Here is a 13,991-nt window from a genome sequence, read left to right on the forward strand (position 1 = left end):
CCATGATGAAAGTTCTGCATCCGACCAAGCTGGTGGCCGCCGCCACGCTGGCCTTCGGCGTGCTCGCGTCGCCGCTGGCCCATGCCAGCAAGGACGTCACCTTCGCCGTCGCCATCGCGCTGGAAACGCTCGACCCCTACAACACCAACAGCACGCTGAACCAGGCCGCCGGCAAGGCCTACTACGAAGGCCTGTTCGAGTTCGACAAGGACCTGAAGATCCAGAAGCTGCTGGCGACCGACTACGAAGTCAGCGCGGATGGCCTGGTCTACACGATCAAGCTGCGCGACGGCATCAAGTTCCATGACGGCACCGACTTCAACGCCGAGGCCGTCAAGGTCAACTTCGACCGTGTCGCCAATCCGGAAAACCGCCTGTCGCGCTACACCCAGTTCAACCGCGTCGCCAAGACCGAAGTGGTCGATCCGCACACCGTGCGCATCACCCTGAAAGAGCCGTTCTCGGCCTTCATCAACGCGCTGGCCCACCCGGCCGCGATGATGATCTCGCCTGCCGCGCTGCAGAAGTACGGCAAGGAGATCGGCTTTCATCCGGTGGGTACCGGTCCGTTCAAGTTCGTCGAGTGGAAGCCGGCCGAGTACCTGAAGGTCGAGAAGTTCGACGGCTATTGGCGCAAGGGCTATCCGAAGGTCGACACCCTGACTTTCCGCACGGTCACCGACAACAATACGCGCGCCGCCGTGGTGCAGACCGGCGAGGCGCAGTTCGCCTTCCCGATCCCCTACGAGCAGGCCGCGGTCCTGGCCAGGAACGACAAGCTGGACGTGGTGGACCACAAGAACTCCATCATGGCGCGCTACCTGTCCATGAACACCCGCGTCAAGCCGTTCGACAACGTCAAGGTGCGCCAGGCGATCAACTACGCGATCAACAAGCAGGCGCTGGCCAAGGTGGCGTTCAATGGCTACGCGACCGTGGTCGACGGCGTGGTGCCGCAGGGCGTGGATTTCGCGTACAAGATCGGCCAATGGCCATACGATCCGGCCAAGGCGCGTGCGCTGCTGAAGGAGGCCGGTTACCCGAACGGTTTCGAGACCTCGCTGTGGTCTGCCTATAACGACGGCACGTCGGTCAAGGCCGTGCAGTTCCTGCAGCAGCAGCTGGCCCAGGTCGGCATCAAGGCCTCGGTCGAGGTGCTGGAGTCCGGCCAGCGCGTACAGCGCGTGCAGCAGGTGCAAAAGCCCGAGGACGCCAAGGTGCGCATGTACTACGCGGGCTGGTCGTCGTCGACCGGCGAGGCCGACTGGGGCCTGCGGCCTTTGCTGAGCACCGCCGCCTTCCCGCCGGTGATGAACAACATCTCGTACTACTCGAACCCGAAGGTGGACGACAGCCTGATGAAGGCGCTGGCCACCACCGATCGCAGCGAGAAGGCCGAACTGTACAAGAGCGCCCAGGAAACCATCTGGAACGACGCCCCGTGGGCGTTCCTGGTGACCCAGAACAACGTGTACGTGAAGTCGAAGAACCTGTCCGGCGTCTACGTCGAGCCTGATACCTCGTTCTGGTTCGGCGACATCGACCTGAAGCAGTAACACCTGGCAATGCCACATCCGGCGGGGGCGCGCGGCCCCCGCCGGTGTCGCGGGAATTTCAATGCTGACCTACATCGTCAAACGTCTATTGGGCATGATCCCCACCCTGTTGCTGGTGGCCGTGGTCGTGTTCCTTTTCGTGCACATGCTGCCCGGCGACCCGGCGCGCCTGGCCGCCGGGCCGGAAGCCGACCAGGAAACGGTCGAGCTGGTGCGCCAGGAGCTGGGCCTGGACCTGCCGCTGCCGCAGCAGTTCGTTCGCTACTTCGGCCATATGCTGCAGGGCGACCTCGGGACTTCGCTGCGCACCAAGCGCCCGGTGTCCACGGAAATCGCCGATCGCTTCATGCCCACGTTGTGGCTCACGCTGGCCAGCATGGTCTGGTCGGTGACGTTCGGCATGGCCATCGGCGTGATCTCGGCCGTCTGGCGCAATCGCTGGCCCGACCGGCTGGGCATGACCTTGGCGGTGTCGGGCATTTCGTTCCCGGCGTTCGCCCTGGGCATGATGCTGATGCAGGTGTTCTCGGTGAACCTGGGCTGGCTGCCCACCGTGGGGGCCTCCAGCTGGAAACACTACATCCTGCCGTCGCTTACGCTGGGCGCGGCGGTCGCGGCCGTGATGGCGCGCTTTACCCGCGCCTCGTTCGTCGAGGTGATCCAGGAGGATTTCGTGCGCACGGCGCGCGCCAAGGGCCTGTCCGAGCGCGTGGTGGTGACCAAGCACGCCCTGCGCAATGCGCTCATCCCCGTGGTCACCATGATGGGGCTGCAGTTCGGCTTCCTGCTGGGCGGCTCCATCGTGGTGGAGACCGTGTTCAACTGGCCGGGCCTGGGCAGGCTGCTGGTCGACGCGGTCACGCAGCGCGACTATCCGGTGATCCAGGGCCTGGTGCTGCTGTTCTCGCTGGAGTTCATCCTGATCAACCTGATTGTGGACGTGCTGTATGGCGTCATCAATCCCAGCATCCGCTACAAGTGAGGCGGCCATGAGCAACACCGATACCGCCGTCGTGGCCGCGCAGGCCTCCAAGGAGGACGTGCGCACGCCCGCCTCCGAGTTCTGGCGCAAGTTCAAGAAGCAGAAGCTGGCCGTCGGCGCCGGCCTGTTCGTCCTGCTGCTGGTGCTCATCGCCGTCCTCGCGCCCTGGATCGTGCCGTTCGACCCGGAAAATTTCTTCGACTACGACGCTCTGAACGCCGGGCCGTCGGCCACCCACTGGCTGGGCGTGGACTCGCTGGGCCGCGACATCTTCAGCCGCATCATCATGGGCGCGCGAATTTCGCTCGCCGCCGGCTTCCTGTCGGTGGCCATGGGCGCCGTGGTCGGCACGTTCATGGGCCTGATGGCGGGTTACTACCAGGGCTGGTGGGAACGCATCACCATGCGCATTTCCGACGTGCTGCTGGCTTTCCCGGGCATGCTGCTGGCCATCGGCGTGGTGGCGATCCTCGGGTCGAGCATGGTCAACGTCATTGTCGCGGTGGCGGTGTTCAGCGTGCCGGCCTTTGCCCGCCTGGTGCGCGGCAACACGCTGGCGATCAAGCAGATGACTTATGTCGAGGCGGTGCGCAGCGTCGGCGCGTCCGATTGGACTATCATCATGCGGCATATCCTGCCGGGCACGATATCGCCCATCGTCGTGTATGGCACTATGCGCATCGGCACCTCCATCATCACCGCGGCCAGCCTGTCATTCCTGGGCATGGGGGCGCAGCCGCCCACGCCGGAATGGGGCGCGATGCTGAGCGAGGCGCGCGCCGACATGGTCATTGCTCCGCATGTGGCGATCTTCCCGGCGCTGGCGATTTTCTTTACCGTACTGGCGTTCAATCTGCTGGGCGACGGCCTGCGCGACGCGCTGGATCCCAAGATCGACCGCAAGTAGGACAGGGCGCGGCGCCTGCATGCGCCGCGCCGGTCGGGCAGCCCGCGCGGCGGCCCTTTCACCTCCAAGGCCGTGGCGACACGGACGAATGCTATGGAACAACTGGACCTCCCGCGCATCGGCATGCTGCCGGCGGGCGAACTCGATTCGATCGGCGATGTGCCCGGCGTGACCGTCGGGCATTTCACGTTGGCGCAGGGTGCGCGGCAGACCGGCGTGACCGTCGTGCGGCCGCACGAAGGCGACCCGTTTCGCAACAAGGTGCCGGCCGCCGCCACCGTCCTCAACGGCTTCGGCAAGAGCTGCGGCCTGATCCAGGTGGAAGAGCTGGGCGTGCTGGAAACGCCCATTGCGCTGACCAATACGTTCGCCGTGGGCGCCGTGGCCAATGCGCAGATCCGCCAGGCCATCGGAGCCAATCCCGAGATCGGGCGCGCCTGGCCTACGGTAAACCCGCTGGTGTTCGAGTGCAACGACGGCTACCTGAACGATATCCAGGCGCAGGCTGTGGCCGAGGCGCACTACGAGCAGGCCTGGCGCAGCGCCGCCAGCGTGTTCGAGCAGGGCTCGGTGGGCGCCGGGCGCGGCATGTCCAGCTTCGGGCTCAAGGGCGGCGTCGGTTCGGCGTCGCGCCTGGCCCAGGCCTATCCGGGCCAGCGCTATACGGTGGGCGCGCTGGTGCTGTCCAATTTCGGCCGGCGTGCCAGCATGACGATTGCCGGCCGCCCGTTCGGCCGCCGGCTGGCCGCCGCCTCGCATGACGGCGAACCCGCGGGCCAGCCCGAGCAGGGGTCCATCATTCTCGTGCTGGCGACCGACGCGCCGCTCGATTCGCGCCAATTGCGCCGGCTGTCCCTGCGCGCGGGCGCGGGCCTGGCGCGCACCGGCTCGGTGTTCGGCCATGGCAGCGGCGACATCGCCCTGGCGTTTTCCACTGCCTACACGATTCCGCACCTGGCCGAGCGCGGCATGCCGGTGCAGGCGATGCTGCACGAAACCCGCATCGACGCGCTGTTCGAGGCCGCCGCCGAGGCGGTCGAGCAGGCCATCGTGGCGGCGTTGTGGCGCGCCGAAACGGTCGCCGGGCGCGACGGCCACGTGCGGCGCGCGATTCGCGAGGCGGCGCCCCAGTGGCGCCAGTGGCTGGCCGAGGCGGCCTTCTGACACTCCCCGAAACGAGGCGGTTTCCCATGAAAGTCCTGATTTCCACCGATATCGAAGGCGTGGCCGGCGTGTTCCATGCAGAGCAGGTACGGCCGGGCAATGGCGAATACGAGCGCGCGCGGGCCTGGATGACAAGCGAGGCCAACGCCGCCATCGCCGGCGCCATCGCGGGCGGCGCCGACGAAGTGCTGGTCAATGACTCGCACGGCGGTTTTCGCAATCTGCTGCCCGACCAGCTCGACGAGCGGGCCCGCCTGGTGCTGGGCAAGCCGCGCTACCTGGGCATGATGGGCGGGCTCGAAGAGCCCTGCGACGCGGTGTTCATGATCGGCTACCACTCGCGTTCGCAGGGCCGCGGGGTGCTGGCGCACACGATCAACAGCTTTGCGTTCGCGCGCGTCTTCATCAACGGCGCGGAGCTGGGCGAAGCCGGCCTGTACGGCGCGCTGGCCGGCGAGCTGGGGGTGCCGGTGGCGCTGGCCAGCGGCGACGACGTGTTCATCGCCGAGACCCGCGAACTGTTTCCCGCCGCCCAATGGGTGCAGACCAAGGTCGCGCACGGGCAGGGCAGCGGCGTGACGCTCAATCCGGCCGCCGCGCGGCGGGCCATCGCCCAGGCGGCGGAGGCCGCCGTGCGCAATCTGGGCGGACTGACTCCCCTGCGCATCGCCGCGCCGATAGAATGCCGTTTGCAGACCCAGAGCGCGGCGCTGGCCGACCTGTTCTGCACCTGGCCCGCGCTGGAGCGCGTGGACGGCGTCACGCTGCGCTTTACCGTCGACAGCATGCAGGCCGCCATCCGCACGCTCAACAGCCTCGCCGCCATGTCCTTCATGCTGCGTTAAGGAACCTCATGTCTGTCACCGATACCCGCATCGGCGCGCTGCGCCGGGCCATGCGCCAGCACCAGCTGGATGCCTACATCGTGCCGTCGGCCGATCCGCACCTGTCGGAATACCTGCCAGGGCGCTGGCAAGGCCGGCGCTGGCTGTCCGGCTTCACGGGGTCGGTGGGCACATTGGTCGTCACGCGCGATTTCGCCGGGCTGTGGGTCGACAGCCGCTACTGGGTGCAGGCCGAGAACCAACTGGCCGGCACCGGCGTGACGCTCATGAAGATCGCCTCGGCCGGCACGCCGGGCCACGTGGACTGGCTGGCCGCCCGGTTGCCGGCGGGCAGCAGGGTGGGGGTGGACGGCCAGGTCCTGGGATTGGCCGCGTTTCGCGCGCTGTCGGCGGCGCTGGCGCCCGCCGGCATCCATCTGGACATCCAGTCCGACCTGCTGCAGGCCATCTGGCCCGATCGGCCGGGCCTGCCGTCCGCGCCCGTCCATGAACATGCGGCCCCGCACGCCTGCGAGCCGCGCGCCGGCAAGCTGGCGCGCGTGCGCGCCGCCATGCGCGAGCACGGCGCCGATGCGCACTGGCTGTCCACGCTGGACGACATCGCCTGGCTGTTCAACCTGCGCGGCTCGGACGTCGAATACAACCCGGTTTTCCTCGCCCACGCGCTGGTCGGGCCGGATCACGCCACCCTGTTCGTCGCCGACGGCAAGATCGACGCGGCGCTGCGCCGGGCGCTGGCCGCCGACGGGGTCGAGACGGCCGATTATGCGCTGGCCGCCGAAGCGCTGGGGTCGCTGCAGACGGACCAGACGCTGCTGATCGATCCGGCGCGCGTCACCTGTGGCGTGTTCCACGCCATGGATCCAGCCGTGCCGCGCGTCGAGGCCATCAACCCCTCGACGCTGTACAAATCGCGCAAGAGCGATGCGGAGCTGGCCAGCGTGCGCGCCGTCATGGAGCAGGATGGCGCGGCGCTGTGCGAGTTCTTCGCCTGGTTCGAGGGCGCGCTGGGCCGCGAGCCGGTGACCGAACTGACCATCGACGAGCGCATCACGGCCGCGCGCGGCCGCCGGCCCGGCTACGTGTGCCCCAGCTTCGCCACCATCGCCGGCTTCAATGCCAACGGCGCCATGCCGCACTACCGGGCCACGCCGCAGGCGCATGCCGCCATCGAGGGCGACGGCCTGCTGCTGATCGATTCCGGCGGCCAGTACCTGGGCGGCACCACCGATATCACGCGGGTGGTCGCCGTCGGCGCGCCCAGCGCCGACCAGAAGGTCGATTTCACGCTAGTGCTCAAGGGCATGATTGCCCTGTCGCGCGCGTCCTTTCCACGCGGCACGCCTTCGCCCATGCTCGACGCCATCGCCCGGGCGCCCATCTGGGCGGGGGGCGCCGAGTATGGCCATGGCACCGGCCACGGCGTGGGCTATTTCCTCAATGTGCACGAGGGGCCGCAGGTCATCTCGTACCGCGCCGCGCCCGGCCCGCATACCGCGATGGAGCCGGGCATGATCACCTCCAACGAACCGGGCATCTACCGGCCCGGCCGCTGGGGCGTGCGCATCGAGAACCTGGTGGCCAACCGCACGTGGCTGGAAAGCGAACTGGGCGAGTTCCTCTGCTTCGAAACCCTGACGCTGTGTCCGATCGACACGCGCTGCATCGACGCCACGCTGCTGCGCGCCGACGAGATCGCCTGGCTGGACGACTACCACCGCACCGTGCGCGAGCGCCTGGCGCCCTGGGTCGAGGGCGACGCGCTGCAATGGCTGCAGGCGCGCACCCGGCCCCTGGGCGCGGACTGAGCGGCCACCGGGCGCAGGGCCGGCGGACGGGAAATCGGGCGCGGGGCTGGCGCGCGGGCGGGCCGCGACCTAACATGGACGGGCGCGCGGACGCCGGCGTGGCGCGCGGCCAACTGTTACCGCCACCCGCCTAAGGGGAAACCCCAACACGTCCGCTTCCCCGGGTATAATCCAAATTTCCCGCATGCGCCCGCTCGTCCCGGGCGCTCACTCACGATGACCAAATACGTATTTGTCACCGGCGGTGTGGTGTCTTCCCTGGGCAAGGGGATCGCCGCCGCGTCCCTCGCCGCGATCCTCGAGTCGCGCGGCCTGCAAGTCACCCTGCTCAAGCTGGACCCCTATATCAACGTTGATCCCGGCACCATGAGCCCGTTCCAGCACGGCGAGGTGTTCGTGACCGAGGATGGGGCCGAGACCGACCTGGACCTGGGCCACTACGAGCGCTTCATTTCGGCCCGGATGCGCAAGGTGAACAACTTCACCACCGGCCAGATCTACGAATCCGTCCTGCGCAAGGAACGCCGAGGGGACTACCTGGGCAAGACTGTCCAGGTCATTCCGCACATCACCAACGAAATCCAGGACTTCGTCGCGCGTGGCGCGGAGGCCGCCTGGAATGGCGCCACCGACGTGGCCATCGTCGAGATCGGCGGCACGGTCGGCGACATCGAGTCGCTGCCCTTCCTGGAGGCCGCGCGCCAGATGAGCCTGCGCATGGGGCGCAACAACGCCGCCTTCGTGCACCTGACGCTGGTGCCCTACATCGCGTCGGCCGGCGAGCTCAAGACCAAGCCGACCCAGCACTCGGTGCAGAAGCTGCGCGAGATCGGCATCTACCCGAACGTGCTGCTGTGCCGCGCCGACCGCCGCATCCCCGACGACGAGCGCGCCAAGATCTCGATGTTCTCGAACGTGCCGCTCGATGCCGTGATTTCGGTCTGGGACGTCGACTCCATCTACAAGATTCCCGCCATGCTGCACAAGCAGGGCGTGGACAACATCGTGTGCGAGGCCCTGGGCCTGACCCCGCCGCCGGCCGACCTGTCCATGTGGGACAACCTGGTCGACGCGCTTGAGCACCCGCAGGATTCCGTCACCATCGGCATGGTCGGCAAGTATGTCGACCTGACCGAGTCGTACAAGTCGCTCAGCGAAGCGCTGGTGCACGCGGGCATCCACACGCGCTCCAAGGTCAATATCGAGTACATCGACTCCGAGGATATCGAGACCCGCGGCACCGACCAGCTCAAGCACCTGGACGCCATCCTGGTGCCAGGCGGCTTCGGCAAGCGCGGCACCGAGGGCAAGATCGCCGCCATCCGCTATGCGCGCGAGAACGGCGTGCCGTACCTGGGCATCTGCCTGGGCATGCAGCTGGCCGTGATCGAGTTCGCGCGCCACGTGGCCGGCCTGGGCGGCGCCAACAGCACCGAGTTCGATCCGGCCGCGCCGCATCCGGTGGTGGCCCTGATCACCGAATGGATGGATCGCGAAGGCCGCGTCGAGCGCCGCGACAACAGCTCGGATCTCGGCGGCACCATGCGCAAGGGCGCGCAGCGCTGTCCGATCCGCCCGGGCACCCGGGCGCAGTCCATCTACGGCGACGACGTCAACGAGCGCCATCGCCACCGCTACGAAGTCAACAACGTGTATGTCCCCCGGCTCGAAGACGCCGGCATGGTGATCAGCGCGCGTACGCCCACCGAGAACCTGCCCGAGATGATGGAGCTGCCCAGCCATCCGTGGTTCGTGGGCGTGCAGTTCCACCCCGAGTTCACCTCGACGCCGCGCGACGGGCACCCCCTGTTCTCCAGCTATATCCGGGCGGCGCTCGAGCATAAAGCGCAGCGCGCCAAGGAGGCGTGATGAAAGCCTGCGGTTTCGATATCGGCCTGGATCATCCCTTTTTCCTGATCGCCGGCCCGTGCGTCATCGAGTCGCGCGAGTTGGCCTTCGAAACCGCCGGCCGCCTCAAGGAGATCACCGGCAAGCTGGGGGTGCCCTTCATCTACAAGAGCTCGTTCGACAAGGCCAACCGCAGTTCGGGCAAGTCGTTTCGCGGCCCGGGCATCGACGAAGGCCTGAAGATCCTGGCCGATGTGCGGGCCCAGCTGGACGTGCCGGTCCTCACCGACGTGCACGATATCGAGCAGGTCGCGCCCGTGGCCGCGGTGGTCGACATGCTGCAGACGCCGGCCTTCCTGTGCCGGCAGACCGATTTCATCCGCGCCTGTGCGGCCACGCTCAAGCCGGTGAATATCAAAAAGGGCCAGTTCCTGGCGCCGCACGACATGCTCCAGGTGGCCCGGAAGGCCCGCGACGCGGCGCTGGAAGCCGGCGGCGACGGCAATAACATCCTGGTTTGCGAGCGCGGCGCTTCTTTCGGATACAACAACTTAGTGTCCGACATGCGTTCGCTCGCTATCATGCGGGAAACCGACTGTCCCGTCGTGTTCGATGCCACGCACTCGGTGCAGTTGCCGGGCGGGCAGGGCACCTCGTCGGGCGGCCAGCGCGAATTCGTGCCGGTGCTGGCGCGTGCCGCCGTCGCGGTCGGCGTGGCCGGGCTGTTCATGGAAACCCATCCCAATCCCGCTTGCGCCATGTCCGACGGTCCCAATGCCGTGCCGCTGGACCGCATGGCGGAGTTGCTTGAATCCCTGGTGGCGCTGGACCGCGTCACCAAACGCAGTGGCTTTCTCGAAAACCAGTTTGTCTGAAGGAATCGCATGAGTGCCTACCTGATCGCCGACGTTTCCGTTACCAAACCCGCGCAGTACGAAGACTATAAGCGCCTGTCCACCCTGGCCATGCGCGCCTACGATGCGAAGGTTCTGGTGCGCGGCGGCGAGTCGCGGCACCTCGAGGGCAGGGAGCCCGGCCGCACGGTCATCATGGAGTTTCCGTCCATGGACAAGGCTCAGGCCTTCTATGACTCCTATCAGTACCGCCGTGCCCGCAATGCGCGAGAAGGCGCGGCCATCATGAATATGTTTATCGTTCAGGGAATGTAAGAACCATGAGTGCAATCGTCGATATCATCGGCCGCGAAATCCTCGATTCGCGCGGCAATCCTACCGTCGAGTGCGATGTGCTGCTGGAGTCGGGCGCGATGGGTCGCGCCGCCGTGCCTTCGGGCGCCTCCACCGGCTCGCGCGAGGCCATCGAACTGCGCGACGGCGACAAGGGCCGTTATCTGGGCAAGGGCGTGCTGCGGGCGGTCGAGAATCTCAACACCGAGATCTCCGAAGCCCTGATGGGCCTGGACGCGCAGGAACAGACCTTCGTCGATCGCACCCTGATCGAACTCGACGGCACCGACAGCAAGGAACGCCTGGGCGCCAATGCCATGCTGGCCGCCAGCATGGCGGTCGCGCGCGCCGCGGCCGACGAGTCGGGCCTGTCGCTGTACCGTTACTTCGGCGGCAGCGGCCCCATGAGCATGCCCGTGCCGATGATGAACGTCATCAACGGCGGCGCGCACGCCAACAACACGCTGGACCTGCAGGAACTGATGATCCTGCCGGTGGGCGCGGCCAGCTTCCGCGAAGCGCTGCGCTGGGGCGCCGAAGTGTTCCACATGCTCAAGAAGCTGATCCACGACCAGGGCATGTCGACCGCCGTGGGCGACGAGGGCGGTTTCGCGCCCAACGTGCCCAGCCACGAGGCCGCCATCCAGCTGATCCTCAAGGCCATCTCCGAAGCCGGCTACGAGCCGGGCACGCAGATCGCCCTGGGCCTGGATTGCGCCAGCTCGGAGTTCTACCGCGACGGCAAGTACACGCTGGCCGGAGAAGGCGGTGTGTCGCTGTCCTCGCAGGAGTTCGCCAATCTGCTGGCGACCTGGTGCGACAAGTATCCCATCATCTCGATCGAAGACGGCATGGCCGAAAACGACTGGGACGGCTGGAAGCTGCTGACCGACCAGCTGGGCAAGAAGGTGCAGCTGGTGGGCGACGACCTGTTCGTCACCAACACGCGGATCCTGCGCGAAGGCATCCAGAAGGGGGTGGCCAACTCGATCCTCATCAAGATCAACCAGATCGGCACCCTGACCGAGACCTTCGCCGCCATCGAAATGGCCAAGCGCGCCGGCTATACCGCCGTGGTCTCGCACCGTTCCGGCGAAACCGAAGATTCGACCATTGCCGACATCGCGGTGGCTACCAACGCCATGCAGATCAAGACCGGCTCGCTGTCGCGTTCCGACCGTATGGCGAAGTACAACCAGTTGCTGCGCATCGAGGAAGAATTGGCCGAAGTGGCCTCCTATCCCGGCCTCGAGGCGTTCTACAACCTGCGTTAATGGTCAGTAATCCGGCCGGGCCGCGGTAGCGCGGACCGGCCGGAAACCGCTGTCTACCGCGTTTGCTCAAGGTGCCCGCGTATGCGCCTGCTGTTCCTGGTGCTGCTAGTGCTGCTAGGCTTGATCCAATACCCGCTCTGGCTGGGCAAGGGCGGCTGGTTCAAGGTATGGGATCTGCAGCGGCAGGTGGCCGAACAGCGCGAGACCAACGACGGCCTGCGGGCGCGCAATACGGCGCTGGAGGCCGAAGTACGCGACCTGGCGACCGGCGTGGGCGCGGTCGAGGAGCGTGCCCGTAGCGAGCTGGGCATGATGCGCGATGGCGAAGTCTTCGTGCATATCCTGCCGCCCGGCACGGCGCTGCCCTCGGACAATTCCACGCCACAGGCTTCGGCGCTGTCCAAGCCCAAGCCGCCCGCCACGCCGCCGCGCCGCTGAGCCGGCGCCGGAACTCCCCGCCAGGGGAGTTTTTTTTGCCGTAGGGCCGTCCCAAGGCAAAAAAGCCCCCTCGGGGGGCAGCAAGCCCGCGTAGCGGGCGCAGCGTGGGGGCACGACTTTTGCCGTAGGGCCGTCCCAAGGCAAAAAAGCCCCCTCGGGGGGCAGCAAGGCCGCGTAGCGGGCGCAGCGTGGGGGCACGACTTTTGCCGTAGGGCCGTCCCAAGGCAAAAAAGCCCCGTCGGGGGGCAGCAAGGCCGCGTAGCGGGCGCAGCCCTGCGCTACTCAGGCAGGCCCGCCAGGCGCAGCCCCTGGGCGAGAGCGGCGAGGTCCTCGTCCTTGCGGATCGGCAGCCACTGCGCCAGGCCGGCCAGCCGCAAGGCGGGATCGAGCCGGCGCAACTCCTCCATGGCGTGCCGCGCCCGCGCGCCGCGGCCGGCCAGGGCGTGGCCGGCCGCGGCAGTGGCGACCGCCATCAGGAAACTGGGCAGTTCGCGCAGCGCCTGTTCGGCCCACGCCGCCGCGGCGTCGTAATGCCCCAGGAACAGATGCGCCACCGCCATGCCGGCCTGCATCCGGTACAGTTCCGGATCCAGCGGGCTCAGCCGCATGGCCTGGGTGAAATGCGTGACGGCCAGCCCGGTCTCGCCGTGCCACAGGCGCAGGAACGCGCTCAGGAACCAGGCCGCGGCCAGGTTGGCGTTGAGCACCAGCGCCCGGTCCAGCAAGGCAATGCCGCCTTGCAGATCGCCGGCCAGGTGGCCCAGCGCGTGGCCGCTGCGCGTGAGGGCCACGGCATCGATCCGGTCCAGCTCCACGGCGCGCCGGGCCAGGCGGGCGCCCTCGGCCATCTCCCGCGGTTTGTCCTGCATCCAGCCATTGACCTTGCGCCAGCAGTGGCACCAGGCGGCCATGGCATAGGCCGGCGCGAAATCGGGGTCGCAGGCAATGGCGCGGTGAAACAGCGGCAAGGCCTGTTCGGCGGCCTGACGGGTGCCCTGGTGCACGCAGGCCATGCCGCGCAGGTAGTAGTCGTAGGCGTCCAGGCTGCCGGTGGGCTTGCGCCGCGCGCGCTCGATCTCGGCCCGCTCCAGCTGCGGCGCGATCGCGCCGACCACGCTTTCGGTCATCTGGTCCTGCAACGCGAAGATATCGTCCAGCACGCCTTCGTATCGATCGGCCCAGTGATGCGCGCCGCTTGCGGCGTCGATCAGTTGCCCGGTGATCCGCACGCGGTTGCGCTCCTTGCGCCAGCTGCCTTCCAGCACATAGCGCACCCCCAGTTCGCGGCCCACCTGGCGCACGTTCACGGTCCGGCCCTTGTAGGTGAAGCTGGAATTGCGCGCTACCACGAACAGCCAGCGGTATTGCGACAGCGCGGCGATGATGTCTTCCACCACGCCATCGGCCAGGTAATCCTGCTCGGGGTCGGCGCTCAGGTTCACGAACGGCAGCACGGCGATGGACGGCTTGGCAGGCAGCGCCGGCGCCGTCGCGGGCGGCGCCGGCGTGCTGGCCATCTCGGCCGGAACCGGCGCGGCGGCCCGCACCTCGGCCACGAAGCGAAAGCCCTTGCGGGCAACGGTACGGACCACCGCCTGCCGCTGTCCGCTGTCGCCGACCGCCGTGCGCACCGCATTGATGTGGCTGGCCAGGGTCGATTCGGAGACGATGCGGCCGTTCCAGACCGCCTGGATCAGTTCGTCGCGGTCGACGACGCGCTCGCGGTTTGCCAGCAAATAGGCCAGCAGGTCGAAGACTTGCGGCGCAGTCGCCACCGCCCGCGACCCGCGCGTCAGTTCGCGCCGGTCCAGGTCGAGCAGACAGTCGTCAAATGCCAATCGCATTCGCAGCTCCTGGTGCCTGGGGACGTGCCGTTCGGGTAACCGTGGGGACGGGTCGGCCGGCGCGGCCTGCGCGGACCGCGCCAAGCGAAAAACAAGGGAAAAACAAGATGCCGGCAAAGTGCTCCGCCAGGGTGCCAA

General features: G+C 67.6%; 12 protein-coding genes. 11 read left to right on the forward strand and 1 reads right to left on the reverse strand.

The window, feature by feature from the left end; translation table 11 throughout:
- The first annotated feature begins 2 nt into the window (after positions 1–2).
- The 11 genes from gsiB (at position 3) to ftsB (ending at position 12,009) form a co-directional block, all read left to right on the forward strand.
- Positions 3–1,556 carry a glutathione ABC transporter substrate-binding protein GsiB gene (gene gsiB, locus CAL11_RS06430; RefSeq protein ID WP_015065128.1) on the forward strand — a complete coding sequence of 518 codons (1,554 nt, stop codon included), beginning with the start codon at positions 3–5 and terminating at the stop codon, positions 1,554–1,556.
- Positions 1,557–1,617: 61 nt separating this feature from the next.
- Entirely contained in the window at positions 1,618–2,538 is a 921-nt protein-coding gene (gsiC, locus tag CAL11_RS06435) for a glutathione ABC transporter permease GsiC (RefSeq protein ID WP_086092447.1), read from the forward strand.
- A gap of 7 nt (positions 2,539–2,545) precedes the next feature.
- Complete coding sequence (gene gsiD, locus CAL11_RS06440; protein ID WP_086092448.1) at positions 2,546–3,445, forward strand: glutathione ABC transporter permease GsiD; 900 nt, start codon at positions 2,546–2,548, stop codon at positions 3,443–3,445.
- A 15-nt stretch (positions 3,446–3,460) separates the two neighbouring features.
- The gene (locus CAL11_RS06445) at positions 3,461–4,609 is read left to right on the forward strand and encodes a P1 family peptidase (RefSeq protein WP_086092449.1); all 1,149 of its coding nucleotides are present in this window, start codon (positions 3,461–3,463) and stop codon (positions 4,607–4,609) included.
- A gap of 26 nt (positions 4,610–4,635) precedes the next feature.
- A complete protein-coding gene (locus CAL11_RS06450; RefSeq protein ID WP_086092450.1) occupies positions 4,636–5,454 on the forward strand; it encodes a M55 family metallopeptidase in 819 nt (272 codons plus the stop codon).
- An 8-nt stretch (positions 5,455–5,462) separates the two neighbouring features.
- Complete coding sequence (locus CAL11_RS06455; protein ID WP_086092451.1) at positions 5,463–7,262, forward strand: aminopeptidase P family protein; 1,800 nt, start codon at positions 5,463–5,465, stop codon at positions 7,260–7,262.
- Between the two features lie 216 nt (positions 7,263–7,478).
- A complete protein-coding gene (locus tag CAL11_RS06460) occupies positions 7,479–9,131 on the forward strand; it encodes a CTP synthase (RefSeq protein WP_003813705.1) in 1,653 nt (550 codons plus the stop codon).
- Positions 9,128–9,985: a 3-deoxy-8-phosphooctulonate synthase gene (gene kdsA, locus CAL11_RS06465; protein ID WP_015065134.1), complete on the forward strand. Its 858-nt coding sequence runs from the start codon at positions 9,128–9,130 to the stop codon at positions 9,983–9,985. The genes CAL11_RS06460 and kdsA overlap by 4 nt, the downstream gene beginning before the upstream one ends.
- 9 nt (positions 9,986–9,994) lie before the next feature.
- Positions 9,995–10,279 carry a DUF1330 domain-containing protein gene (locus CAL11_RS06470; RefSeq protein WP_015065135.1) on the forward strand — a complete coding sequence of 95 codons (285 nt, stop codon included), beginning with the start codon at positions 9,995–9,997 and terminating at the stop codon, positions 10,277–10,279.
- Positions 10,280–10,284: 5 nt separating this feature from the next.
- Positions 10,285–11,571: a phosphopyruvate hydratase gene (eno, locus tag CAL11_RS06475; protein ID WP_015065136.1), complete on the forward strand. Its 1,287-nt coding sequence runs from the start codon at positions 10,285–10,287 to the stop codon at positions 11,569–11,571.
- Positions 11,572–11,652: 81 nt separating this feature from the next.
- Positions 11,653–12,009: a cell division protein FtsB gene (gene ftsB / locus CAL11_RS06480; protein WP_015065137.1), complete on the forward strand. Its 357-nt coding sequence runs from the start codon at positions 11,653–11,655 to the stop codon at positions 12,007–12,009.
- Positions 12,010–12,287: 278 nt separating this feature from the next.
- Here the strand turns inward: ftsB and CAL11_RS06485 are convergent, their stop codons facing one another.
- Complete coding sequence (locus CAL11_RS06485) at positions 12,288–13,853, reverse strand: winged helix-turn-helix domain-containing tetratricopeptide repeat protein (protein WP_086092452.1); 1,566 nt, start codon at positions 13,851–13,853, stop codon at positions 12,288–12,290.
- Positions 13,854–13,991: the final 138 nt, after the last annotated feature.

This window comes from Bordetella genomosp. 6 (genome assembly GCF_002119705.1).
GTDB lineage: Bacteria > Pseudomonadota > Gammaproteobacteria > Burkholderiales > Burkholderiaceae_B > Bordetella > Bordetella bronchiseptica_F.